Genomic DNA, 22,139 nt, shown 5'->3' with positions numbered 1-22,139 from the left:
CCGCTGCTTTTGCTTTTGCGGCTGCTGCGGCCTTTGCCTTCGCTTTGGCTTTTTCTTCGTCCGTTACTTCTTCTGATCCTTCTCGCTTTTGCTTTGCTAATACCGCTGCTTTTGCTTTTGCGGCTGCTGCAGCTTTCGCCTTTGCTTTGGCTTTTTCTTCATCCGTTACTTCTTCTGATCCTTCTCGCTTTTGCTTCGCTAATGCCGCTGCTTTTGCTTTTGCGGCTGCTGCAGCTTTCGCCTTTGCTTTGGCTTTTTCTTCATCCGTTACTTCTTCTGATCCTTCTCGCTTTTGTTTCGCTAATGCCGCTGCTTTTGCTTTTGCGGCTGCTGCGGCCTTTGCCTTCGCTTTGGCTTTTTCTTCGTCCGTTACTTCTTCTGATCCTTCTCGCTTTTGCTTCGCTAGTGCCGCTGCTTTTGCTTTTGCAGCTGCTGCGGCAAGACGTTTCGCTTCTTCTACATTAATCCCCTTATCTTTTGGTAGCGCTTTCTCTTTTTCTCGATGTTCTCCTTCAAGTTTAGACATTTCCGCCTCATGTTTCGCAGCAAGACGTTTTCGCGCTTCCTCTTTCGCATGACGGGCTGCTTCTCTTTTCATACTTTCTAAGTCTTTATTTGGATCACTCATTTATTCGTCACCTGCTTCCCGGTCCTCGCCTCGTAACGAATTTTTTCTTTTAATTTATTAATTCCATAAATTAAAGCAGCAGGATTTGGAGGGCATCCAGGAATATACACATCAACTGGTACAATTTGATCTACACCTTTCACAACAGCATACGAATTCACATACGGACCACCGGCTGTTGCACAAGATCCCATCGCAATTACCCACTTCGGTTCAGGCATTTGATCATATAGGCGACGAACAATAGGTGCCATTTTCTTCGTTACCGTTCCTGACACAATCATGACGTCCGATTGTCTTGGTGAAGTCCGAAAAAATGACCCAAATCGATCTAAATCGTAATGTGATGAACCTACTCCCATCATTTCAATCGCACAGCATGCCAGTCCAAATGTCATCGGCCATAAAGAGTTGCTCCGCGCCCATCCCTTCAACTGTTCCAATGTAGAAAAAAAGATATTTCTTTCTAATTCCGCTCGCTCCTGTGGGTGTAATTCCTCAAAATTTATAACCATTGTAACACCTTCTTTTTCCAAGCATACGCTAATCCAACTAGCAACATCACAACGAAAATTAGCATTTCGATCAGTGCAAATAAACCAAGCTTGTCATATGCAACAGCCCATGGGTATAAAAATAAAGTTTCTACATCAAAGATGACGAACAATAAAGCGAAAATATAATAACGAGCATGAAACCGAATATTTGCATCATGAAAAGGCTCAATTCCACTCTCATACGTCGTCGCTTTCGCTGCACTCGGTTTGTTTGGACGCAGCATTTTCCCTAATGTAAGAGCCACTACCGGCAGCAATATACCTAATAGCAAGAAAATCAAAACGATCATATAACTATTTTCATATACACTTGCCATTGTGAAACCCTCCCCCCTGAATTAAGAACAAGTTCACATAGTAAACAATATGTCTTACTTGCATCATTTATTATTTTTAAATTTTTCTAAATAATGCAACTATTTAATTCATTATAGCAAACTTCAAATTCCTATGTCGATATATTGGGAACAGAAACAACAATTAATACTTGCTGAGCAAATCTATTTTTACAACTCATAATAAATGTGTAAAATAAATATAGAAATTCTATATGTTTTCAAACAATCATAAAAAACATAAACTACAAAAGGGTGGTTCTTATGTATATACAGTGGGTGATATAAATGAAAAAACAAACACATGTAAGTATTCTTATAAGCATTTCATTGTTGTATATAACTATTCATTACGTATCAATGCCCTTTTTATATGAATACGCACTTCCATTTCAAATTTTAACTGGAATAAGTACCATATTAATTGATATTACAATTTGCAGTTATATATTTTACTTTTCAAATGTAAAACAAGGATTAGCACGTTTATTTTGGATAATATTAACTATCGGAACCTTCTCTTATTTCATCGGTGATATAATAGTTGCTTATCAACGCTTAATTTTGCATGACTACTATACATTCGTTGATCCATCAGACTTTTTTTACTTATTATTTTTAGTTAGCTTTGCATTTGCCTTTCTATATGAAATTATTTATGGCCGAGACTTATTGGAACAGCTTTTTACGATATGTGATATTTGTATTATTGTTACGGCTCAATTTACTTTAAGCTACTATTTGCTTATTGAAAGAACCATTCATATTTTTACAACATCATATATCGACATGTTTGTTCAACTCACGTATCCAATGGCTGATTTACTCTTTCTTTTAATAGGAATCAACCTTTTATTCAGACCATTATTCTTGCTACCAAAACAAGTTGGCGCTCTTCTTGGCAGTGCTTTAATTTTGTATGCTACTACGGATGCTATTTATTCTTATATAAAATACTTCCAGCCTGAGCACTCTATGTTCACAGTTGCTCCATTATATCAAGTAACCTTAGTATTAGTAGCAATCGCTTGTATACTTCACACAAAAGAGCCCGAAAAACAAGAACAAATATTACTAACGCCTCAATTTGGTGAATCAATCCGATTATCATTACCGTATATTTCTGTCGTGATGCTTATTGTTTTTATATTGGTCGAAAATGTTTTTGCACCTATCGTAGTAATTGGACTTATGGTAACTTTCGCCTTTGTTCTCATACGCCATACGTTAGTTCGAAGACAAAATAAAATATTATTGCTAGCCCAAATGCAATTCAGCTTAGAACTCGAGAAACAAATCGAACTACGTACAGAAGATTTAGTAGAACAAAAAAATGAGTTATATCATAACCAACAAATGTTTAAATCTTTATATGAGCATCATCCAGATCCAATTTTCACATTAGATTTGTACGGTAATTTTCTCAATGTGAACAACGCTGGAACTACTTTACTCGGTTATCAAACGAATGAATTATTAAACCAACCATACTATTCACTTATGTATGAACAAGATTTGGAAGAAATCATTAATGCCTTTCATCACGTGAAAAAAGGGAAATCTATTTCTTTAGAAATACGGGCATATCATAAAAATAGAGATATTTACTACTTACATGTTACAGCTGTTCCCATCTTTTTAAAGGAACATATTTCTGGGGCCTATTTAATGATTAAAGATATTACAGAAAGCAAGCAGCAACAAGAGCAAATTAATTTCCTAGCATATCACGATACTTTAACGGAACTTGCAAATCGCCGTTCATTTCATCAGTATTTAGAAAAAGCAATTGCACGAGCAAAAATATCGAAAAGCCCTTTTGCTGTTATGTTTCTAGACCTAGACCGCTTTAAAGTTATTAATGATACCCTCGGTCACCGGGTAGGGGATCTTCTATTAATTGCAGTAGCAAAAAGGCTCGAGCGAATATCAACACATAATATGAAACTTGCTCGGTTAGCTGGGGATGAATTCACAATCCTTATCGAAAATTATCAAAAAAGGACAGATGTAAAGAAGATAGCTGATATGATTGTAGCAGCCATGAACGAACCATTCGAAATCGAAAATCAACATTTACGAATCTCACCGAGTATCGGAATTGCCATATACCCTGAAGCAGGTGAAGATCCGCTGTCTATTTTACAACATGCTGATATGGCCATGTACGAAGCAAAAAATAAAGGGAAAAATCGGAGCTCTCTTTACACGAAAGAACTATATAAAAAAATGGAACGGAAAGCTCGAATCGAAAAAGATTTGCCACTCGCTTTAGTAAACAACGAATTTTATCTCGTCTATCAACCACAAATTGATACGACAGCAAATAAAATTATCGGTGCTGAAGCATTAATACGTTGGAAACACCCTCTCCTAGGTGACATTTCACCATGTGAGTTCATTCCAATTGTGGAAGAGACTCCGCAGGTCATCCCACTTGGACATTGGGTGCTACGAGAATCTTGTCTTCAACTAAAAATATGGCAAAGTTTTGGATACACAAACTTAAAAATGAGTGTCAATTTATCAGCGAAAGAATTTCAACAAAATCAATTAATCGAAAATATTTCACGAATACTAAAGGACGTTAAGATTGACCCGAAAGATGTAACACTTGAACTAACAGAACGAATTGCGATGATTGATGAAAAAGAAACATTATCGAGACTAAAGCAATTAAAAGAATATGGTATTCAAACGTCCATTGATGACTTCGGTACCGGCTACTCTTCTCTTGCTTATTTATCAATTTTCCCTATCGATACATTAAAAGTACCAAAAGAATTTACACAACTAGCCGATCATCGGCCTGAAGAAAGAGCCATCGTTTCCACTATCCTTTCCCTTGCAAATACTTTAAATCTCTCTGTCGTTGCTGAAGGAATTGAAACAGAAAAACAGCTTAAGTTTCTGCAAAAAAACAACTGTAAATACATGCAAGGTTACTATTTCAGTAAACCTCTAACAAGTAAACAGTTTATAAAATTTCTACAAAAAACACCCCGTATGAACCAATAGTTCACACGGGGTGTTTTTTAAAGTGTCGGAATTCTTTTTTCGTAATATTCTTCTGCAATCTCTTCGTAAAAAGCTGCTGTCGTTGTATAAAAATACGGAATCAACCATAAAAATCCAATCCCTAATGTAATACAACTTAATATAAACCAACCAATAAAACTTAAACATAAAATGAAATACTCCATCTTATGTCCAGCCATCATACGACGACTTTCTGTAATAGCTTGATTTATTGAATACTCAGGATGATCATTTATAATAAAATACGTCATCGCATAAGAAAATGATTTAATAATGCCTGGAATAATAAATAGTAAACACCATAAGAAAATATAAATGTTTACTACTATATATAATAAAAATGACTTTATAAACTTACTTCCTTCTGTAAACCATCTAAATATATGCCCAATACGCGCTTCTTTTTCACGAATTATATGTAGTGCTAAACAATAACCCCCTAGCGTTAAAGGCCCCACCAGCAATATTGTAATAACATCTATTGAAAGTGAGCTGTTCACTTCTTTCCACTCCCAAACCTGAGAGAGAAGGAACTGAATACTAAAACTAAAAGCTGAAGTAAGAATCGAAATAAGTAATGTTGCCCCAACAGCTAAGCCCCATTTTCCTTCCAGTGAATCTAGCGCTTCTCCTTTTAAATCACTAATCATACTTAACCTCCTATACGTAATAATTCTATTAGTATAGCACGTCCCTACTGCAATTCACCTTTTGCAATATAGCGATAAAAATGTGCTGTCGTTGTACCTACATATGGACTAAGCCAAAGAAATCCTATTCCAAGAGTAAGAATTGCTAAAATAGCCCATCCTATGAAGCTAAGCCATAAAAGAAATAAATCTAGTTTATGCCCCTTCATAAAGTTCTTACTTTCTTTCATCGCCTGTGAAACGCTATAATCTGGATTTTCAACCATAACATAATACGTCATCGCATAAGAAAAATACATCACAATCATTACAACAATCGAAATAGCTAATAGTACAAAGAAAGCAATTGTTAACGATACATTCCCTTCCTCACCAAAAAACGCGAATACACCTAGTAACAACATCGGAATCCACGTACCTGTATATAACAAAATCGCAAGCATAGCCCACATTGTTTTCATCATTCTTTTAAAGCCACGAAATCCTTCAAATAAATAATCTACTCTAGCATCTTCTCGTTTACTAATTTGTAGCAACACATTCGTATAACCGTATGATGTAATACCATAAGATGCATTACTCAAAATGATCATTATGCAATAAAAAATTCCAAATGTAATACCTGCCCCGACTGATATTACTTCCTCTTCAAGTGATCCTGTTAAACCAGCAAATAAGAAAAATATAATAATTCCTGGAATTAAAAGTATAAGCATTGCAGCCATTGAAACAACATAACTTAAAATAATATGTAAAATCGTTGATCCAACACCTAGTCCCCATTTTCCCTTTAAAGAGTACAATGCTTCTCGTTTCATTTCACCGATCATTTGTTCATCTCCTTTATGAAATATAAATTGTTATATATTCTCTACTTATACAAACAATAATATAATTATACCAATTTTGTTAGTCTATTCCATATATTAAATTGGGTTTCAGTTTCGACATTTAAATAAAGCACAGCCATGCATGGCTAGATGCTCTCTCCTACCTAAAGGGAGGCGTTTTTTTCCCACCTAAATTTATAGCTATATATAACAAAAAGATAATCTGCAGTTCTTTTTATTTCTTGATTTTCACACTTGGCATCGGGCAGAAAAAGGCTCTGACCGCTTCTATGCACGGCTAGATGCTCTCTCCTACCTAAAGAGAGGCGTTTTTTTCCTCTTTTTATTTATATCCACAACAAAAAATCCGTAAAGGCAAGAGCCCTTACGGATTTTTTTACTTCATATCAGAAACGTTTAAACGGTTCACAGCACGCTGCAAGGCCATTTCTGCACGTCTAAAGTCAACATGCGCTTGTTTATCTTGCATACGTTGCTCAGCGCGACGTTTCGATTCATTTGCACGATGGATATCGATATGGTTTGCTTCTTCAGCAGATGATGATAATACAGTTACTTTATCTGGACGAACTTCGATAAAGCCACCGCTTACTGCTACATAATCAGTGTGCCCACCATTTTTCAGACGAACCGCACTAATTTTTAGAGGTGCAACAGTTGGAATGTGACCTGGTAAGATCCCCATTTCCCCACTCTCTGCTTTTACGCTTACCATTTCTACTTCTTTTTCGTAAACCGGTCCATCAGGAGTTACAATACTGACTGGAAATGTCTTCATAATTCGTCCCTCCTAAGGCCTTACGCCATCATTTTCTTCGCGTTTTCAATAACTTCTTCAATGCTACCAACAAGACGGAACGCATCTTCTGGAAGGTCATCATATTTTCCTTCTAGAATTTCTTTGAAACCACTAACTGTATTTTTTACAGGTACGTAAGAACCTTTTTGACCTGTAAACTGTTCAGCTACGTGGAAGTTTTGTGATAAGAAGAATTGAATACGACGAGCACGATGTACAACTAACTTATCTTCTTCAGATAACTCATCCATACCTAAGATAGCGATGATATCTTGAAGCTCTTTATAACGCTGTAAAGTTTGCTGTACTTGACGAGCTACTCCGTAATGCTCTTCTCCTACGATTTCTGGAGAAAGCGCACGAGATGTAGATGCTAATGGATCTACGGCTGGGTAAATACCCATTTGTGTTAAACGACGCTCTAAGTTTGTTGTTGCATCTAAGTGAGCGAACGTTGTAGCTGGTGCTGGATCCGTATAGTCATCGGCTGGTACGTATACCGCTTGGATAGACGTGATAGATCCTTTATTTGTAGATGTAATACGCTCTTGTAATTGACCCATTTCTGTTGCAAGTGTTGGCTGGTAACCTACCGCAGATGGCATACGACCAAGAAGGGCAGATACTTCAGAACCCGCTTGCGTGAAACGGAAGATGTTATCGATGAACAATAGTACGTCTTGTCCTTGCTCATCACGGAAATGTTCAGCCATTGTTAAGCCTGTTAATGCAACACGTTGACGTGCTCCAGGTGGCTCGTTCATTTGTCCGAATACCATCGCAGTTTTCTTAATTACGCCAGAATCGCTCATTTCGTGGTATAAGTCGTTACCTTCACGAGTACGCTCACCTACACCAGCGAATACAGAGATACCACCGTGCTCTTGTGCGATGTTGTTAATTAATTCCTGAATTAATACTGTTTTACCTACACCGGCACCACCGAATAGACCGATCTTACCACCCTTAATGTAAGGAGCAAGTAAGTCTACTACTTTAATACCAGTTTCAAGAATTTCTACTTTAGTAGATAACTCTTCGAACGCAGGCGCTTGACGGTGAATTGGATCACGACGTACATCCGCAGGAACATCACCATCTAAGTCAATTGCGTCACCTAATACGTTAAATACACGACCAAGTGTTGCATCACCAACTGGTACAGAGATTGCTTTACCAGTATCTTCTACTTCTGTGCCACGAACAAGTCCATCTGTGGAAGACATTGCAACTGTACGAACTGTGTCATCACCTAAATGAAGTGCAACTTCAAATGTTAAGTTAATGCTTGCTCCGTTTTCGTTGCTTTGTTTTACCGTAAGGGCGTTGTAGATTTCTGGTAGCTTTCCGCCATCAAACTTAACGTCTACAACCGGACCCATGATTTGCGTAACGCGCCCTTTATTCATCGGGTTCCCTCCTAGCTTTCTTTTAATTAGCCAGCTTTCTAAGAGAAGTCGGCTTTTAATTTTTATTAGTTTATAGCTTACGCGACTCTCCTGTTCTGGACGAACCGCCTACGCTTTTTATTGAATCTAGCTCCAGCGGTTAGAATGTTCGGTGGCTTCGCTTTTTCCTGCGAGGCACAAATCGCCTCTACGTCAAAAGCTCCATCCCCCTCTCATTCTGAACGAACCGCCTACGCTTTTTAATACTATTCTAACGCCGCTACTCCACCAACGATTTCCGTAATTTCTTGCGTAATCGCTGCTTGACGTGCACGGTTGAATGAAAGTGTAAGTGAATCGATAACTTCCATTGCGTTGTCTGTAGCACTCTTCATTGCTGTCATACGCGCCGCATGCTCACTTGCTTTACCGTCTAGTAATGCACCGTACACTAAGCTTTCTGCGTATTGTGGCAATAATACTTTTAAAATTTCTTCTTCAGAAGGTTCGAATTCATAAGCTGTCGTCGGTTTATCAGACGCCACATCCGTAAGCGGTAAAATTTTATTTTCCGTTACTTCTTGTGAAATTTTACTTACATAATGATTGTAGTAAATATACAGCTCGTCATAAGCACCATCTGCGAACATCGCAATTGCTCGAGAAGCAATATCTTTAATATCAGTAAATGATGGGTGGTCAGATAATCCAACTACTTCATCAATGATGTTAAAGCCGCGACGTTTTAAATAATCACGTCCTAGTCGTCCAAGCACAATAATTGAATATTGGTTTGAATCCATATTATGACGTTCACGAATTACGTTACTTACTGTACGTAATACGTTACTGTTATAACCACCTGCTAGTCCGCGATCAGATGTAATAACGATGTATCCTGTACGCTTTACAGGACGCGCATTTAGCATTGGATGATTAATCCCTTTACTTCCTTGCGCAATGCTCGCTACTACTTCTTGAATCTTTTCCATATACGGAACGAAAGATTTAGCATTTTGCTCTGCACGGTTTAACTTAGATGCAGATACCATCTCCATCGCTTTCGTAATTTGACTCGTTTTCTTTGTCGAGTTAATCTTCGCTTTTATATCGCGTAAAGATGCCACAGGTTTTCACCACCTTTTTTCCGGAAGTTGGCACGATTAGTAAGAATCCTCTTCCTAATCTACGTTGCAAGATATTCTTGCTCATGATTGAAGGAAAAGAATAGGTGCACCTACTCTTTTCCTTTACATAACCGTCAGCAATCTCAAAAGCTGAGATGCCTTTTATATGATCTAGCTAAGCCACAGTCGACTTCACTTTTTATTTATCTAGCTCCAGCGGCTTGAATGCTCGGTGGCTTCACTTCTTCCTACGAGGCAAAGACCGCCTCTTCGTCAGAAGCTCCATCCCCCTCACATTCAAAACGAGCCGCTTCCGCTTTTATTTATTATTCAGAAGCTACGAATACTTTTTTAAATCCGTTAATTGCTGCTGCAAATTTGTCGTCATCCGCAAGTTTCTTAGTTGTGCGAATTTCGCTTAATAAGTCAGTTGCATTTGAATCTAACCAAGCATGGAATTCTTCTTCGAAACGAGTGATATCTACTACTGGGATATCATCTAGGAATCCACGTGTTAAAGCGTAAAGAATGATAACTTGTTTCTCTACACGTAACGGTTTGTGTAATCCTTGTTTTAATACCTCAACTGTACGAGCACCACGGTTTAGTTTCGCTTGTGTTGCTTTATCAAGGTCAGAACCGAACTGAGCGAACGCTTCTAACTCACGGTAAGATGCAAGGTCAAGACGAAGTGTACCTGATACTTTACTCATCGCTTTAATCTGAGCAGATCCACCAACACGAGATACAGAAGTACCCGCATCGATCGCTGGACGTACGCCAGAGAAGAATAGGTCAGATTGTAAGAAGATTTGTCCATCCGTAATAGAAATTACGTTTGTTGGGATGTAAGCTGATACGTCCCCTGCTTGTGTTTCGATGAAAGGTAGTGCAGTTAAAGAACCGCCGCCTCTTGCATCACTTAATTTTGCTGCACGCTCTAATAAGCGAGAATGTAAGTAGAATACATCCCCTGGATATGCTTCACGACCTGGAGGACGACGTAATAGTAATGAAAGCTCACGGTAAGCCGCTGCTTGTTTTGATAAGTCATCATATACTACTAATACGTGTTTACCATTGTACATGAACTCTTCACCCATTGTTACACCAGCGTAAGGAGCTAGGTATAATAATGGAGCTGGTTGAGAAGCTGATGCAGTTACAACGATTGTGTAATCTAATGCACCGTGCTTACGTAGTGTTTCTACTACGTTACGTACAGTTGATTCTTTTTGTCCGATAGCTACATAGATACAAACCATATCTTCATCTTTTTGGTTAATGATTGTATCAAGTGCAACTGCTGTTTTACCTGTTTGACGGTCACCGATGATTAACTCACGTTGACCACGGCCAATTGGTACAAGAGCATCGATCGCTTTAATACCTGTTTGAAGTGGCTCATGAACAGATTTACGATCCATTACACCTGGTGCTGGACTTTCGATTGGACGAGTGTTTGTTGTATTGATTGGGCCTAAACCATCAACTGGTTGACCTAATGGGTTTACAACACGACCGATTAGTTCTTTTCCTACTGGTACTTGCATGATGCGACCAGTACGACGAACTTCGTCACCTTCACGGATTTCTGTGTAAGGTCCTAAGATAATGATACCTACGTTGTTTTCCTCTAAGTTTTGTGCTAGTCCCATAACGCCGTTAGAGAACTCTACAAGTTCACCAGCCATAACGTTATCAAGACCATGAGCACGCGCAATACCGTCACCAACTTGGATAACTGTACCAACATCACTAACTTCGATTTCAGACTGATAGTTCTCGATTTGTTGCTTTATCAGTGCGCTAATTTCTTCAGCTCTGATGCTCATGTGCTTCACCCCTATCTATTCTTCATTAATTCACGCTGAATACGTGCTAATTTTCCTTGTAAGCTTCCGTCGTAAATGCGATTTCCAATACGTACTTTAATGCCGCCTAGTAAATCTTCATCTACAACATTTTTCACGCGAATTGCATCTTTTCCTGTTTTTTTTGCAAATGCTTCTGCAATGTTAAGTTTTTCGTCTTCTGATAGAAGACGAATAGAATATACAGTTGCATCCGCTACGTTACGTTCTTCATTAGCAAGAACAACATATTCATCTGCAATTTCAGGTAGAATATCAATACGCTTGTTATCAATTAAAATATATAACGTATTTAAAATAGATTCAGAAACAGATGCGAATACGTTTGCAAGAAACGTTTTCTTCTGCTCTTTTGAAATGTTCGGTTGCGTTAAAAAGCTATGTAGTTCTCCGTTCTTTACATAAACGTTTTGTACAAGGCGTAATTCCTCTTCAAACATTTCTAATACGTGTTTTTCTTTTGCAATTTTGAAAAGAGCGACAGCATAACGTTTTGCTACAATCCCATTGCTCATCGCGCTTCTCCTACTTCTTTAATATAATCGCGAATTAACTTCACTTGATCTTCTTCTTTTAACTCTTTTTCAATTACTTTAGAAGCAATTTGAACAGATAAAGAAGCGACTTGTTCTTGTAAAGCAGCAATCGCTTGCTCTTTTTCGCGTTGAATTTCTTGTACAGCAGATGTTTTAATTGATTCTGCTTCTTCTTTCGCAGCAGCAACAATAACATCTTTTTGATCTACAGCTTGTTTTTTCGCTCTTTCGATTAACTCTTGTGCTTCAACACGCGATTGTTTTAACATTTCACGTTGTTCTTCTACTAACTTCTTCGCTTCAGTGTTACTTCTTTCTGCAGCGTCGATTTCATTAGTAACATGCTCTTCACGTTCTTTCATAATTCCCATTAAAGGACCCCACGCAAATTTGCGTAGCATTACTAATAGAAGTAAGAAAATGAACAATGTATAAGCAATCGTTCCAAATGGAATGGAAGCCCCTAATAATAAAGTTGGCACAAGGATTCACTCCCTTCAAAATATCTAAATTGATCATATGAAAAAAAAAGACATACGTTTAGTTCATAAAGCAATGGCGAAGAAAGTTCAAAAAACACTCTTCGCCATCTATGTAAGGGGAGTCTCCCTTATTTGTTCATTACGATGAAAGCAATAACTACACCGATAATTGGAAGTGCCTCAACTAATGCAACCCCGATGAACATAATTGTTTGAAGTGCGCCTTTTAATTCTGGTTGACGAGCAACACCTTCGATTGTACGTGATACGATAAGACCGTTACCAATACCTGCACCTAATGCTGATAAACCAATTGCAATTGCAGCTGCGATTACACCTAAACTCATTTAATTTGTCCTCCTTTGTATTATAAAAAAATAAATTTTTTCTTACTTAAATTATATTAATGGTCATGGCTTACTTTATGAGCCATATAAACCATCGTTAACATTACGAAAATAAATGACTGGATTGAACCAACGAATACGCTGAATCCCATCCATGCTAACATCGGTACAAGTGCACCTAATGCTCCTAAGAATGATGCCCCACCTAACTTAGCAAGTAATCCTAATAAGATTTCACCTGCGTAAATGTTACCAAATAAACGAAGACCTAACGTTAATGTGTTAGCAAACTCCTCAATAACCTTTAATGGGAATAAGAATTTCATAGGTTGGAAATAACCTTTAGCATATTCTTTCGTACCCTTCATCTTAATTCCATAGTAATGGGTGAGGGTAACTACCATCACGGCTAATGTTAATGCAACTGCTGGATCAGACGTTGGTGATCTCCACCATGCAATATGTTCGCCAGCCTCAACTGTTGAATACATGAATGGTAAACCAAGGAAGTTCGATACGATGATAAACATGATAAGCGTAACGCCAAGCGTTAAGAATCGTCCACCTGTTTTCCAGTCCATCGTACTATTGATAATCCCTTTCACGAAGTCAAACACCCATTCCATGAAGTTTTGCATTCCGGTTGGGCGAAGCGCTAAGCTGCGAGTTCCGATAACAGCGATTAAGAAAACAATAACTGCTGCTACAGTAACCATCATAACTGATGACAAATCGAACGTTAAACCTAGAAATTCAACTAATTTACCGTGTTCCACTAGTAATTCACCTCTCTTCCCTGCTCGTATACTCTAAATAAAGAAAATCTATGATCATGACAAGGTATCCTGTCAGCAATCCTACACCTAAGCCCCACATCGCAATTAACTCTTGATATTTGGCTGCAAATAAAATTAATAACCCAATCGTGGCGAATCTTGAATATGTACTTACCGCTGTCGCCTTAAACTTCACGTTTTCTCCATTTGTTACGCGATCTAATAGCTTGTCTGTTCTACGTGCAATGATGCGCAAACTAAGAAAACTGAAAATCGTTCCGATAATCAGCCCAAGAAATACATCCTTGTAAGAGGTAATTCCCCATCCTAGCACTAGAAGCGCAAGCAAGTAGTACATATATTTCTTTTGTCGTTGGACAAGTCCATGTACGTCTATCATCATTGCTCTCCCGAATAGTAATGTTGAATGAGTCGAATCATTGCGTATACCCCTGTTCCTAACCCGAGTAATAACCCTATAATAAGAAACAACGGAAACGTTCCAACCTTATTATCAATCCATTGCCCACCAAAGATTCCAATAAGAATAGAACCAACTAACTGAGCAAGTATTCCTGACATTAAAGCATACGCTTTTATATGGCTGCGATCGTTTTTTTGCAAGGATTCATCCCTCCAATATGTAACCCTCATTCACGATGTGTTAATAATAACTCATTTTTCTGCATAAATTCTATACAAAATAAAAAGTTTACATTTTCGTCACGGAATAGATGCATTTTTGTCACTGAAAGCCCTACCATCTATCCCCGTTGTTAGCATACAATAGGGTATTAACAGTGTCAACGAGAAATCGTAAAAAATCAAAAAATTTGAGTATTAGGCATTTCCTCCCAAAAATGAAAACGTTCCCCTTCTAAATACTGGTTAGAGATATGCAATTTCTAACAGTTTTCTCTTTATAATAGAAGAAAATGTTCACAAGTTTGTCACTATTATATTTTTAAGATATAGCGCTTTCCTTCCATAATATAGTGTCCCCGAGACGTAAGACTTCTATATTATATGTGATGTGTATATAACTTATGTTGTATATACCCTGTATATTTATCTCCCCCTCCCCCGTGCGCTGAGGGTGAAAAAAAACGAGCGGGGAATCCCCCTCTCGTCTGTTGTCTTACTTCGTTCCGAATAAACGGTCACCAGCATCACCAAGACCTGGAACTACATAACCATGGTCATTTAACTTCTCATCTAATGCCGCTACATAAATATCAACATCAGGATGCTCTTCCTGCACTACTTTTACTCCTTCTGGAGCAGCTACGATACACATTAATTTAATTTGCTTTGCACCGCGCTTTTTCAGAGAATTAATTGCTTCAGCCGCAGAACCACCTGTTGCTAGCATCGGATCTAGTACGATAAAGTCACGCTCTTCTACATCCGTTGGAAGTTTCACATAGTATTCTACCGGTTGCAATGTTTTAGGATCACGGTATAGACCAACGTGTCCTACTTTTGCTGCTGGAATTAATTTCAGAATTCCATCAACCATTCCTAAACCTGCACGTAAAATCGGAATTAAACCAAGTTTTTTACCAGCGATCACTTTTGTTGTCGCTTTGCTTACAGGTGTTTCAATTTCAATGTCTTGAAGTGGAAGGTCGCGAGTAATTTCGAAAGCCATTAAGCTTGCTACTTCGTCCACTAATTCACGAAAATCTTTCGTACCTGTATTCTTATCGCGAATATATGTAATCTTATGTTGAATTAACGGGTGATCAAATACATACAGTTTTCCCATGTGAATCTCTCCTTTAGATGATATTCATGCGTTTACACGCTTTTTTACACTATTTACGATTGTAAAGAAAACGCTACTAATATTCAAGGGCAAATTTGGTAAAATCGTGAATTAGAATGAATCTATCTAGTATCTTTACCAATTATGGGGGCTGTATCCTTCATTATATCGCCAAAATTTATTCATCATTTGTATACATACTTTAAAAATAATATATGTCCACAAAAAAGACTGCCAAAACAATTACGTTTCAGCAGTCTTTTTCAATCTATTATAGACTTGTATACATTGGAAATTTGCTCGTTAACGCTTCTACACGCTTACTTGCTTCTTCTAATGCAACTTCATTCTCATGATTTTTTAATGTATAAGCAATAAGTGCCGCAATTTCATCCATTTCTTCTAAACCGAAACCACGAGATGTTACAGCTGCTGTACCGATACGTACGCCGCTTGTTACAAATGGGCTTGCTGTTTCAAATGGAATTGTATTTTTGTTCACTGTAATACCAACTTCATCTAATACGTGCTCTGCTACTTTACCTGTAATTTCTAAGTTACGAACATCAATTAAGATTAAATGATTGTCTGTTCCGCCAGAAACAAGTGTAAGTCCTTCCTTTTGAAGGCCTTCAGCTAAACGATTCGCATTATTAATGATATTTTGTGCATATGTTTTAAAATCATCTTGTAGTGTCTCACCAAATGCAACAGCTTTTGCAGCAATTACGTGCATAAGTGGGCCACCTTGAATACCCGGGAAGATTGATTTATCAATTTGTTTTGCAAATTGCTCTTCACATAAAATCATACCACCACGTGGACCACGTAATGTTTTATGTGTTGTCGTTGTAACGAAATGTGCATGTGGTACTGGGTTTGGATGTAAACCAGCAGCTACTAAACCAGCGATATGTGCCATATCAACCATAAAGTATGCACCCACTTCATCTGCAATCTCACGGAATCGTTTGAAATCGATAACACGAGGATATGCACTTGCACCTGCAACGATTAATTTTGGTTTATGTTCTTTCGCTTTTGCTAATACATCATCGTAATTAATACGGTGAGATTCAGCATCCACGCCATATTCTACGAAATTATATTGTACTCCACTGAAGTTAACAGGGCTTCCGTGTGTTAAGTGACCACCATGAGATAAATTCATGCCAAGTACTGTATCGCCTTGCTCTAAAATCGTGAAGTATACTGCCATGTTCGCTTGTGCACCAGAATGTGGTTGAACATTTACATGCTCTGCGCCAAAAATTTCTTTCGCGCGATCACGTGCGATATCTTCTACTACGTCTACGTGTTCACAACCACCATAGTAACGTTTTCCAGGATATCCTTCAGCATACTTATTCGTTAGAACAGAACCTTGCGCCTCCATTACTGCTTCACTTACGAAGTTTTCCGAAGCAATTAACTCGATCTTTGAACGCTGTCTTCCTAGTTCTGCCTCAATTGCAGCAAATACCTTTTCATCTTGACGTTTTAAATGATTCACCAAAATCCCCCTTTTCTGAACGAATTACATCAATTCCCAATAGTTTTTTCTCATTTATTCAGAAAAAACGAAAATTCAGGTTGTAATTCTTTCGAACCTTCATGTTTTCAACTACATTCTAACATGACTTTCTATATCATAAAAGAAAAAAAAAGACCAAAATTGGTCTTTTCTTTCTTCTATTATAAAGTCAGACCACATACCTTTTACCTTTCGATATACAGCTGTTATAAGACTTTATAATTTTTCATGTTTAACGGCACGGAATAGCTTCTTCATTTGCCGCATAAACGGCACGTGCTCCACCTATTAGTTTCCCACGTGTTTTCGCCATCGTTACATGCGCACTTCCTATTTCCTTCACACTTGTACGAACCGGTACAGCTACATGCTTTAAATGCATACCGATAAATGTATCGCCGATATCCATTCCTGCATCTGCTTTAATAAACTCAATTACTACCGGATCTTTAAAATTGTGATACGCATACGTCGCTAATGCACCACCTGCTGATCTAACAGGCGTAACTGTTACAATTTCAAATTGATATTTCATCGCTACATCTCTCTCAACTACTAAAGCACGATTTAAATGCTCACAACATTGAAACGCCAATTCAATACCTGTTCTCTCTTGAAATTGTTTTAATTCAGAAAAAATCGCCTCTGCCACTTCCATCGTTCCTGATGTTCCAATTCTTTCACCTAGCACTTCGCTCGTGCTACACCCCACTACAAAAATTTGGCCTCTTTGCAGCGTGGCTTGTTCTTGGAAATCAGAAAGCGACATTTGCAGCTGTTCTCTTACCTTTACGATCTCTGTCATTACGCCTCTTCCTTTCACAGGTTGGTTCACCAAATTATATTTCATACTACTTATAGTTAGAATCTATTACTTTGTTTCGTACGTTTTAATTTTTCCTACGCGGTTTTCGTGACGGCCACCTTCATAGTCAGTTGTTAGCCAAATTTTCGCGATATCACGCGCTAGACCAGCTCCAATTACACGCTCGCCCATTGCTAACATGTTAGTGTCATTATGCTCTCTCGTTGCTTTCGCACTGAAAGTATCATGAACTAATGCACAACGAATACCATTTACTTTGTTTGCTGCGATTGACATACCAATGCCTGTCCCGCAAACTAAAATGCCACGATCTACTTCACCATTCGCGACCATTTCTGCTGCCGGAAACGCAAAATCAGGGTAATCAACAGAACCAGCTTCACATTCACAACCTAAATCAATATATTCAATATTTAACTCTTCTAATAAACTTACAAGTTCTTTACGGATATTCATACCGCCGTGATCAGATGCTACTACTACTTTCATTTTTACCCCTCCAAAGTTTCAATCAATTATCTTCATTTCACACTCGCTACCTTAATGCAACAAAGTGATCTCCAATATCGTATTATACACGAAACATCAACCTTCTGAATGTTTTTCCAGTAAAGTTTGTACAAGTTTTTCCATCTCTTCTAACGTTTCTTTATAAATAGAAAGCGATCCGCCAAATGGATCTGAAATATCCTTACTTATACCCTCAGTTAATCCATATAATGTATCCAATTTCTTTTCAACACTCGGATAATGCCCAAGTACAATTTGCTTATGGTTTTCCGTCATTGTTACTACAATATCCGCCCAATCAACCAAAGTATCGTTTACCTGCTGCGCGGCATGATCGATTACAATTCCTTTTTCAGCTAAAGCTTCCTTTGCATGTACCGACGCATCGCTTCCAGGATAGGCGAAAACACCAGCAGATTGCACTTCAAATTTACCTTCTCCATAATGGCGAAGCAAAGCCTCAGCCATCGGACTACGGCATGTATTTCCAGTGCAAACAAATAACACCCGTTTCATCTAAACCCACCCCTTTTTTCTGTTTCCTACCATTTATCATAGCGTACATTAGAATAGAACAAAAGAAATGTGAATATACGAAAGGCGCATTTCTCTTATATTTTTTCTAAGAAAAATGCGCCTTATCCACATATATGTGAAACCCTATTTCCAAGTGCCCAAAGTATTTCACCATACATAATGAACACACTACAAAACGAAATAAGGAATCCATTTCATACGAAACAGATTCCTTTCATACAATAATTATTTCATTGTAACTTTCATTACTTCTGTTGAACCTTTTGTAGCTGTTACACCTACAGTTGTCTTAATAGACTCAGCTGCATCTGTGTTTGTAATAACGATTGGAGTAATTGTGCTTTTCGCTTTTTCACGAATTAATTCTAAGTCGAATGAGATTAATTTATCTCCAGCTTTTACAGCTTGTCCTTCAGAAACGTGAGCTTCGAAACCTTCACCTTCCATTTTTACAGTTTCTAATCCAACGTGGATTAAAATTTCTGTACCGTTTTTCGCTTTAATTCCAATAGCATGTTTCGTGTGGAATAATTGTACGATTTCACCATCAACTGGAGATACAACTACACCTTCAGTAGGATCGATCGCAACACCGTCACCCATCATACGACCAGCGAATACTGGATCTGGTACTTCTTCAATATTTTTCACTGCTCCAGTTAATGGAGCTACGATTGTTTCTTCATTTGTTTTTGAACCAAAACCGAATAATTTTTTAAACATAGGATAGTCCTCCTTATAATTTACCTAAAAGTTTATAGGGCAATCTCTATTCAAGATCGAAATACACGTAAGACTTCATACTTCGAATGTTATACTGTAAAAACGCTTTCGAAATAAATTATGCCATTACTACTAGACTCTTATTGTAGCGCCTCACAAAATTCCAGTCAATTCTGATTGTCTGAATAACAATGAGAAGTTAACTTCTACTTATATTTTCTCTTTTTTTACCCAACTTGTCTAGAGGTCTTTACTACATTTTGTTTTTTGTTGTTAATTTGTAAAATTTAATTCAAACTTTTTTCGAAATCCACTTGACTAAAGTAAGTAACTATTTTATTATTACTTACATAAGGTAAGTTAATAACTTTTAGGAGGTTTTTTAAATGATGGATTTCGGTCTTCTTATTATTCGTCTTATTATAGGTATTACATTCATGGGTCATGGCGCTCAAAAATTATTTGGGTGGTTCGGCGGTTACGGTTTAAAAGGAACAGGTGGCTGGATGGAATCAATCGGTTTACGCCCTGGTGTATTCATGGCATTTATGGCTGGCGCAACTGAATTACTAGGTGGTTTCTTATTTGCATCAGGTATCTTCATTGCAGTTGGTTCATTATTTATCGTTGGAACAATGTTAATGGCAATCTTCACTGTTCACGGAAAAAATGGTTACTGGGTAACACAAAACGGATATGAGTATAATTTAATGTTAATCGCTGTTGCTGTTGGTGTAGCTTTAATTGGCCCTGGTGCTTACGTTTTACTTTAATATTTATCTCTATTTCAAGATATTTACCAAAAAAGAGATTACTTCAGTACAATCGAGGTAATCTCTTTTTTTTACATCATCAAAAAAATATTATTTTCAGCAGGAGATTCCCATTGATATCTTGTAAAGGAACAATAAGTATTCATATTTAGAAAGGGGATTACAACATGTTATCCATTAATCCAAACGAACAAACCGAAAAAGATAATTACAAATTACTAACAGGAAGTATTATTCCACGTCCTGTTGCATTCGTTACTTCTGTAACTAAAGATGGTGTATTGAACGGTGCGCCATATAGTTATTTCAATATCGTCGCTGCCAATCCACCACTTATCTCGGTTTCAGTACAACGAAAAGAAGGAAAACCAAAAGACACTTCCCGAAACGCAATCGAAAAAGGGGAATTTGTCGTACATATTTCTGATGAGTCTTACGTAGAAGCGATCAATGAAACAGCTGCCAACCTACCACCCGATGAAAGTGAAATCGAATTAGCAAAACTAACACCGATCGACAGCGAGGTCATTTCTGTACCAGGGGTGAAAGAAGCAAACATTCGAATGGAATGCATATTAGAACGCGCTATACCGCTCGGCGGAACCGACGACTCGCCAGCTTGTGACCTACTAATCGGCCGCGTCGTTCGCTTCCACGTCGCAGAGCACTTATACGAAAACGGCCGAATTCACGCCGAAGAACTAAAACCAATAAGCCGCCTAGCAGGACACAACTACGCAAAACTAGGAGAACAATTTGAATTAGTGAGGCCCATTTAAAGGCGGAAGCGGCTCGTTCAGAATCGCAGGGCATTGGAACTCTCGACCTTGAAGCGCTTTTTGCTTCGAGCGAGAGAGTGAAATGACCGGAGATTCTAGCCGCTGGAGCTGGATATATTTAAAAGCGCAAGCGGCTCGCTCAGCTCCTGCACTCAAACATACCCCCCGCTGAAAGCGGGGGATTTTTTATCGTAATTCTTCGTTCTTCTCCTCTAATGCCGGGAATTTCTCTTTTTTAGATCTACCAAGCTTTATTACAAAGAAATATAAGGAAAGTAACGTAATAAGGAAAACAATTAAAAACGGGTACGGAGAATAAAAAGTACGCGCCGCCTCCGATTTTCCTGCAACAAACTTCAATGACTCAATATCTAAAAACTCAGCAAACATTTGTACACCGAGCATACTGAACCAAAAAACAAAAAAACTAATAATAATACCAAAAACTTGCTTCAATCTCGTCATCCATCTCATCCTTTCTATATTTGTAATTTTTTAGTGTGATCAATATAGTACAAACGAAACTATGCACAGAAAGGAACGATCTCACCATTCACGAATTAACTTAATCCAACCTAACATCGAAATTTGCAAAATAATACCCCAGATTATTAGCCTTCTTAGCCATCTAGGAAAGAAGGTTAAAAACTTAACATACCATTCCAATAACTTGTTCATAATTCCCTCCTATATAAAATTATATAGGAAAAAGGAGATATAATCCAAATCCAACCAGAATGATACCACCTACTATTTCACCATATGTACCAAGCATATTTTTGGCATGCCTACCGAGCAATAAACCCATCCACGCCAGTAACATACTTATTAGTCCGAACAATAATATCGTAATAATTGTCTCTGCTCCGTAAATTCCAAGACTAAGACCTACTGAAAAACTATCTATACTGACACCAAATGCAAATACAAATAAACTAATTCCAATTGGAGCAGTTCTAGTCTCTTCACTTTCTAAAATAGACGAATATACAATATAGAACCCTAGCCCAATTAATAAAATAGCTCCTGCAAAATTCGCGACATCCCCATACTTCTCTGATAGAAAACGTCCTAGTACCATTCCGATAAATGGCATAATAATATGAAATATCCCAATCGTCATACCTATATAAAGGATTTGTCTTAACTTTAATGTTACCATCCCCATACCGAGGCTCACTGAAAATGCATCCATCCCCAGGGCAAATGCCATAATTATTAAAGGTATTAATTGTTCAAGTGTCATTCATATCCCCCCTCGGACGTGCTACTTCACAATATGCTTATCCGAGGAAAAATA

Annotated in this window: 27 protein-coding genes and 1 pseudogene; 3 read left to right on the top strand and 25 right to left on the bottom strand. The window is 37.8% G+C overall.

The genetic code is table 11. From position 1 onward, the window contains the following. From MR155_RS18400 to nuoA, 3 genes and pseudogenes are all read right to left on the bottom strand, one after another. Positions 1 to 628: pseudogene (locus tag MR155_RS18400) on the bottom strand (NADH-quinone oxidoreductase subunit C); the annotation flags it as partial. Next, entirely contained in the window at positions 625 to 1,143 is a 519-nt protein-coding gene (gene nuoB / locus MR155_RS18395; RefSeq protein ID WP_002089729.1) for an NADH-quinone oxidoreductase subunit NuoB, read from the bottom strand. The pseudogene MR155_RS18400 and the gene nuoB, both read right to left, overlap by 4 nt. Next, positions 1,134 to 1,502 carry an NADH-quinone oxidoreductase subunit NuoA gene (gene nuoA / locus MR155_RS18390; protein ID WP_000179270.1) on the bottom strand — a complete coding sequence of 123 codons (369 nt, stop codon included), beginning with the start codon at positions 1,500 to 1,502 and terminating at the stop codon, positions 1,134 to 1,136. Before nuoA ends, nuoB begins: the two co-directional genes overlap by 10 nt. 306 nt (positions 1,503 to 1,808) lie before the next feature. Between nuoA and MR155_RS18385 the strand changes: the two genes are divergently transcribed. Beyond that, positions 1,809 to 4,538 (top strand): putative bifunctional diguanylate cyclase/phosphodiesterase, encoded by a 2,730-nt coding sequence (locus MR155_RS18385; protein ID WP_242310800.1) that lies wholly within the window; start codon positions 1,809 to 1,811, stop codon positions 4,536 to 4,538. 17 nt (positions 4,539 to 4,555) lie between these two features. Here the strand turns inward: MR155_RS18385 and MR155_RS18380 are convergent, their stop codons facing one another. The 19 genes from MR155_RS18380 to MR155_RS18290 all read right to left on the bottom strand — a co-directional run bounded on the left by MR155_RS18380 (position 4,556) and on the right by MR155_RS18290 (position 19,287). After that, positions 4,556 to 5,209, bottom strand: coding sequence for a DUF975 family protein (locus tag MR155_RS18380; protein ID WP_002166408.1), 654 nt, complete (start codon positions 5,207 to 5,209; stop codon positions 4,556 to 4,558). 44 nt (positions 5,210 to 5,253) lie between these two features. Beyond that, positions 5,254 to 6,039, bottom strand: a complete 786-nt coding sequence (locus MR155_RS18375; protein WP_242310798.1) for a DUF975 family protein — start codon at positions 6,037 to 6,039, stop codon at positions 5,254 to 5,256. A gap of 397 nt (positions 6,040 to 6,436) precedes the next feature. Beyond that, positions 6,437 to 6,838: a F0F1 ATP synthase subunit epsilon gene (atpC, locus tag MR155_RS18370; RefSeq protein ID WP_002016279.1), complete on the bottom strand. Its 402-nt coding sequence runs from the start codon at positions 6,836 to 6,838 to the stop codon at positions 6,437 to 6,439. A gap of 20 nt (positions 6,839 to 6,858) precedes the next feature. After that, complete coding sequence (gene atpD, locus MR155_RS18365) at positions 6,859 to 8,268, bottom strand: F0F1 ATP synthase subunit beta (RefSeq protein WP_002139020.1); 1,410 nt, start codon at positions 8,266 to 8,268, stop codon at positions 6,859 to 6,861. A 245-nt stretch (positions 8,269 to 8,513) separates the two neighbouring features. Further along, complete coding sequence (gene atpG, locus MR155_RS18360; protein ID WP_002016283.1) at positions 8,514 to 9,374, bottom strand: F0F1 ATP synthase subunit gamma; 861 nt, start codon at positions 9,372 to 9,374, stop codon at positions 8,514 to 8,516. Positions 9,375 to 9,700: 326 nt separating this feature from the next. Beyond that, the gene (gene atpA, locus MR155_RS18355) at positions 9,701 to 11,209 is read right to left on the bottom strand and encodes a F0F1 ATP synthase subunit alpha (protein WP_113936192.1); all 1,509 of its coding nucleotides are present in this window, start codon (positions 11,207 to 11,209) and stop codon (positions 9,701 to 9,703) included. Positions 11,210 to 11,220: 11 nt separating this feature from the next. Then, positions 11,221 to 11,763: a F0F1 ATP synthase subunit delta gene (gene atpH, locus MR155_RS18350; RefSeq protein ID WP_002113044.1), complete on the bottom strand. Its 543-nt coding sequence runs from the start codon at positions 11,761 to 11,763 to the stop codon at positions 11,221 to 11,223. Further along, positions 11,760 to 12,266 (bottom strand): F0F1 ATP synthase subunit B, encoded by a 507-nt coding sequence (atpF, locus tag MR155_RS18345; protein ID WP_002113045.1) that lies wholly within the window; start codon positions 12,264 to 12,266, stop codon positions 11,760 to 11,762. The genes atpH and atpF overlap by 4 nt, the downstream gene beginning before the upstream one ends. Before the next feature lie 128 nt (positions 12,267 to 12,394). Then, positions 12,395 to 12,613 (bottom strand): F0F1 ATP synthase subunit C, encoded by a 219-nt coding sequence (atpE, locus tag MR155_RS18340; protein ID WP_000052064.1) that lies wholly within the window; start codon positions 12,611 to 12,613, stop codon positions 12,395 to 12,397. Positions 12,614 to 12,669: 56 nt separating this feature from the next. Beyond that, the gene (gene atpB, locus MR155_RS18335; RefSeq protein ID WP_002089740.1) at positions 12,670 to 13,389 is read right to left on the bottom strand and encodes a F0F1 ATP synthase subunit A; all 720 of its coding nucleotides are present in this window, start codon (positions 13,387 to 13,389) and stop codon (positions 12,670 to 12,672) included. Positions 13,390 to 13,396: 7 nt separating this feature from the next. Beyond that, entirely contained in the window at positions 13,397 to 13,789 is a 393-nt protein-coding gene (locus tag MR155_RS18330; RefSeq protein WP_002016288.1) for an ATP synthase subunit I, read from the bottom strand. Then, positions 13,789 to 14,013: an AtpZ/AtpI family protein gene (locus MR155_RS18325; protein WP_002089742.1), complete on the bottom strand. Its 225-nt coding sequence runs from the start codon at positions 14,011 to 14,013 to the stop codon at positions 13,789 to 13,791. The genes MR155_RS18330 and MR155_RS18325 overlap by 1 nt, the downstream gene beginning before the upstream one ends. Positions 14,014 to 14,039: 26 nt before the next feature. Continuing rightward, on the bottom strand, positions 14,040 to 14,153 hold the full coding sequence (locus MR155_RS18320) for a DUF4024 domain-containing protein (RefSeq protein WP_000232963.1): 114 nt from the start codon (positions 14,151 to 14,153) through the stop codon (positions 14,040 to 14,042). Positions 14,154 to 14,527: 374 nt separating this feature from the next. Continuing rightward, positions 14,528 to 15,157 (bottom strand): uracil phosphoribosyltransferase, encoded by a 630-nt coding sequence (upp, locus tag MR155_RS18315; RefSeq protein ID WP_002139017.1) that lies wholly within the window; start codon positions 15,155 to 15,157, stop codon positions 14,528 to 14,530. A gap of 271 nt (positions 15,158 to 15,428) precedes the next feature. Then, the gene (gene glyA / locus MR155_RS18310; protein ID WP_242310796.1) at positions 15,429 to 16,670 is read right to left on the bottom strand and encodes a serine hydroxymethyltransferase; all 1,242 of its coding nucleotides are present in this window, start codon (positions 16,668 to 16,670) and stop codon (positions 15,429 to 15,431) included. Positions 16,671 to 16,923: 253 nt separating this feature from the next. After that, positions 16,924 to 17,496 (bottom strand): TIGR01440 family protein, encoded by a 573-nt coding sequence (locus MR155_RS18305; protein WP_002089746.1) that lies wholly within the window; start codon positions 17,494 to 17,496, stop codon positions 16,924 to 16,926. 66 nt (positions 17,497 to 17,562) lie between these two features. Beyond that, a complete protein-coding gene (rpiB, locus tag MR155_RS18300) occupies positions 17,563 to 18,006 on the bottom strand; it encodes a ribose 5-phosphate isomerase B (RefSeq protein ID WP_000869917.1) in 444 nt (147 codons plus the stop codon). Between the two features lie 96 nt (positions 18,007 to 18,102). Next, entirely contained in the window at positions 18,103 to 18,543 is a 441-nt protein-coding gene (locus tag MR155_RS18295) for a low molecular weight protein arginine phosphatase (protein WP_113936191.1), read from the bottom strand. Positions 18,544 to 18,789: 246 nt separating this feature from the next. After that, positions 18,790 to 19,287: a PTS sugar transporter subunit IIA gene (locus MR155_RS18290; protein ID WP_002016294.1), complete on the bottom strand. Its 498-nt coding sequence runs from the start codon at positions 19,285 to 19,287 to the stop codon at positions 18,790 to 18,792. A gap of 386 nt (positions 19,288 to 19,673) precedes the next feature. Here MR155_RS18290 and MR155_RS18285 point away from each other — a divergent pair, with 386 nt between their 5' ends. Together MR155_RS18285 and MR155_RS18280 are read left to right on the top strand one after the other, a co-directional pair. Continuing rightward, positions 19,674 to 20,060 (top strand): DoxX family protein, encoded by a 387-nt coding sequence (locus tag MR155_RS18285; protein WP_219300826.1) that lies wholly within the window; start codon positions 19,674 to 19,676, stop codon positions 20,058 to 20,060. A 167-nt stretch (positions 20,061 to 20,227) separates the two neighbouring features. After that, entirely contained in the window at positions 20,228 to 20,839 is a 612-nt protein-coding gene (locus tag MR155_RS18280) for a flavin reductase family protein (RefSeq protein ID WP_219300825.1), read from the top strand. Between the two features lie 186 nt (positions 20,840 to 21,025). Here the strand turns inward: MR155_RS18280 and MR155_RS18275 are convergent, their stop codons facing one another. The 3 genes from MR155_RS18275 to MR155_RS18270 all read right to left on the bottom strand — a co-directional run bounded on the left by MR155_RS18275 (position 21,026) and on the right by MR155_RS18270 (position 22,085). Beyond that, positions 21,026 to 21,304: a DUF3935 domain-containing protein gene (locus tag MR155_RS18275; protein ID WP_002034899.1), complete on the bottom strand. Its 279-nt coding sequence runs from the start codon at positions 21,302 to 21,304 to the stop codon at positions 21,026 to 21,028. A gap of 81 nt (positions 21,305 to 21,385) precedes the next feature. Next, positions 21,386 to 21,517, bottom strand: a complete 132-nt coding sequence (locus MR155_RS31815) for a hypothetical protein (protein ID WP_001037634.1) — start codon at positions 21,515 to 21,517, stop codon at positions 21,386 to 21,388. A gap of 19 nt (positions 21,518 to 21,536) precedes the next feature. Next, complete coding sequence (locus tag MR155_RS18270; protein ID WP_113936188.1) at positions 21,537 to 22,085, bottom strand: manganese efflux pump MntP; 549 nt, start codon at positions 22,083 to 22,085, stop codon at positions 21,537 to 21,539. Between the last annotated feature and the right edge of the window lie 54 nt (positions 22,086 to 22,139).

It is taken from the genome of Bacillus cereus group sp. BfR-BA-01331 (genome assembly GCF_022663915.1).
Taxonomy (GTDB): domain Bacteria; phylum Bacillota; class Bacilli; order Bacillales; family Bacillaceae_G; genus Bacillus_A; species Bacillus_A mycoides.
Note: the sequence above shows the minus strand (reverse complement) of the source record. Positions and strands in the feature narration are given on the sequence as shown.

Bases quoted from the DNA above. Each gene is read 5' to 3' on its own strand.
- nuoB (WP_002089729.1), bottom strand. From the start codon at position 1,143: ATGGTTATAAATTTTGAGGAATTACACCCACAGGAGCGAGCGGAATTA.
- nuoA (WP_000179270.1), bottom strand. From the start codon at position 1,502: ATGGCAAGTGTATATGAAAATAGTTATATGATCGTTTTGATTTTCTTG.
- MR155_RS18385 (WP_242310800.1), top strand. From the start codon at position 1,809: ATGAAAAAACAAACACATGTAAGTATTCTTATAAGCATTTCATTGTTG.
- MR155_RS18380 (WP_002166408.1), bottom strand. From the start codon at position 5,209: ATGATTAGTGATTTAAAAGGAGAAGCGCTAGATTCACTGGAAGGAAAA.
- MR155_RS18375 (WP_242310798.1), bottom strand. From the start codon at position 6,039: ATGATCGGTGAAATGAAACGAGAAGCATTGTACTCTTTAAAGGGAAAA.
- atpC (WP_002016279.1), bottom strand. From the start codon at position 6,838: ATGAAGACATTTCCAGTCAGTATTGTAACTCCTGATGGACCGGTTTAC.
- atpD (WP_002139020.1), bottom strand. From the start codon at position 8,268: ATGAATAAAGGGCGCGTTACGCAAATCATGGGTCCGGTTGTAGACGTT.
- atpA (WP_113936192.1), bottom strand. From the start codon at position 11,209: ATGAGCATCAGAGCTGAAGAAATTAGCGCACTGATAAAGCAACAAATC.
- atpH (WP_002113044.1), bottom strand. From the start codon at position 11,763: ATGAGCAATGGGATTGTAGCAAAACGTTATGCTGTCGCTCTTTTCAAA.
- atpE (WP_000052064.1), bottom strand. From the start codon at position 12,613: ATGAGTTTAGGTGTAATCGCAGCTGCAATTGCAATTGGTTTATCAGCA.
- MR155_RS18330 (WP_002016288.1), bottom strand. From the start codon at position 13,789: ATGATAGACGTACATGGACTTGTCCAACGACAAAAGAAATATATGTAC.
- MR155_RS18320 (WP_000232963.1), bottom strand. From the start codon at position 14,153: ATGGTAGGGCTTTCAGTGACAAAAATGCATCTATTCCGTGACGAAAAT.
- upp (WP_002139017.1), bottom strand. From the start codon at position 15,157: ATGGGAAAACTGTATGTATTTGATCACCCGTTAATTCAACATAAGATT.
- MR155_RS18305 (WP_002089746.1), bottom strand. From the start codon at position 17,496: ATGACAGAGATCGTAAAGGTAAGAGAACAGCTGCAAATGTCGCTTTCT.
- rpiB (WP_000869917.1), bottom strand. From the start codon at position 18,006: ATGAAAGTAGTAGTAGCATCTGATCACGGCGGTATGAATATCCGTAAA.
- MR155_RS18295 (WP_113936191.1), bottom strand. From the start codon at position 18,543: ATGAAACGGGTGTTATTTGTTTGCACTGGAAATACATGCCGTAGTCCG.
- MR155_RS18290 (WP_002016294.1), bottom strand. From the start codon at position 19,287: ATGTTTAAAAAATTATTCGGTTTTGGTTCAAAAACAAATGAAGAAACA.
- MR155_RS18285 (WP_219300826.1), top strand. From the start codon at position 19,674: ATGATGGATTTCGGTCTTCTTATTATTCGTCTTATTATAGGTATTACA.
- MR155_RS18280 (WP_219300825.1), top strand. From the start codon at position 20,228: ATGTTATCCATTAATCCAAACGAACAAACCGAAAAAGATAATTACAAA.
- MR155_RS18275 (WP_002034899.1), bottom strand. From the start codon at position 21,304: ATGACGAGATTGAAGCAAGTTTTTGGTATTATTATTAGTTTTTTTGTT.
- MR155_RS31815 (WP_001037634.1), bottom strand. From the start codon at position 21,517: ATGAACAAGTTATTGGAATGGTATGTTAAGTTTTTAACCTTCTTTCCT.
- MR155_RS18270 (WP_113936188.1), bottom strand. From the start codon at position 22,085: ATGACACTTGAACAATTAATACCTTTAATAATTATGGCATTTGCCCTG.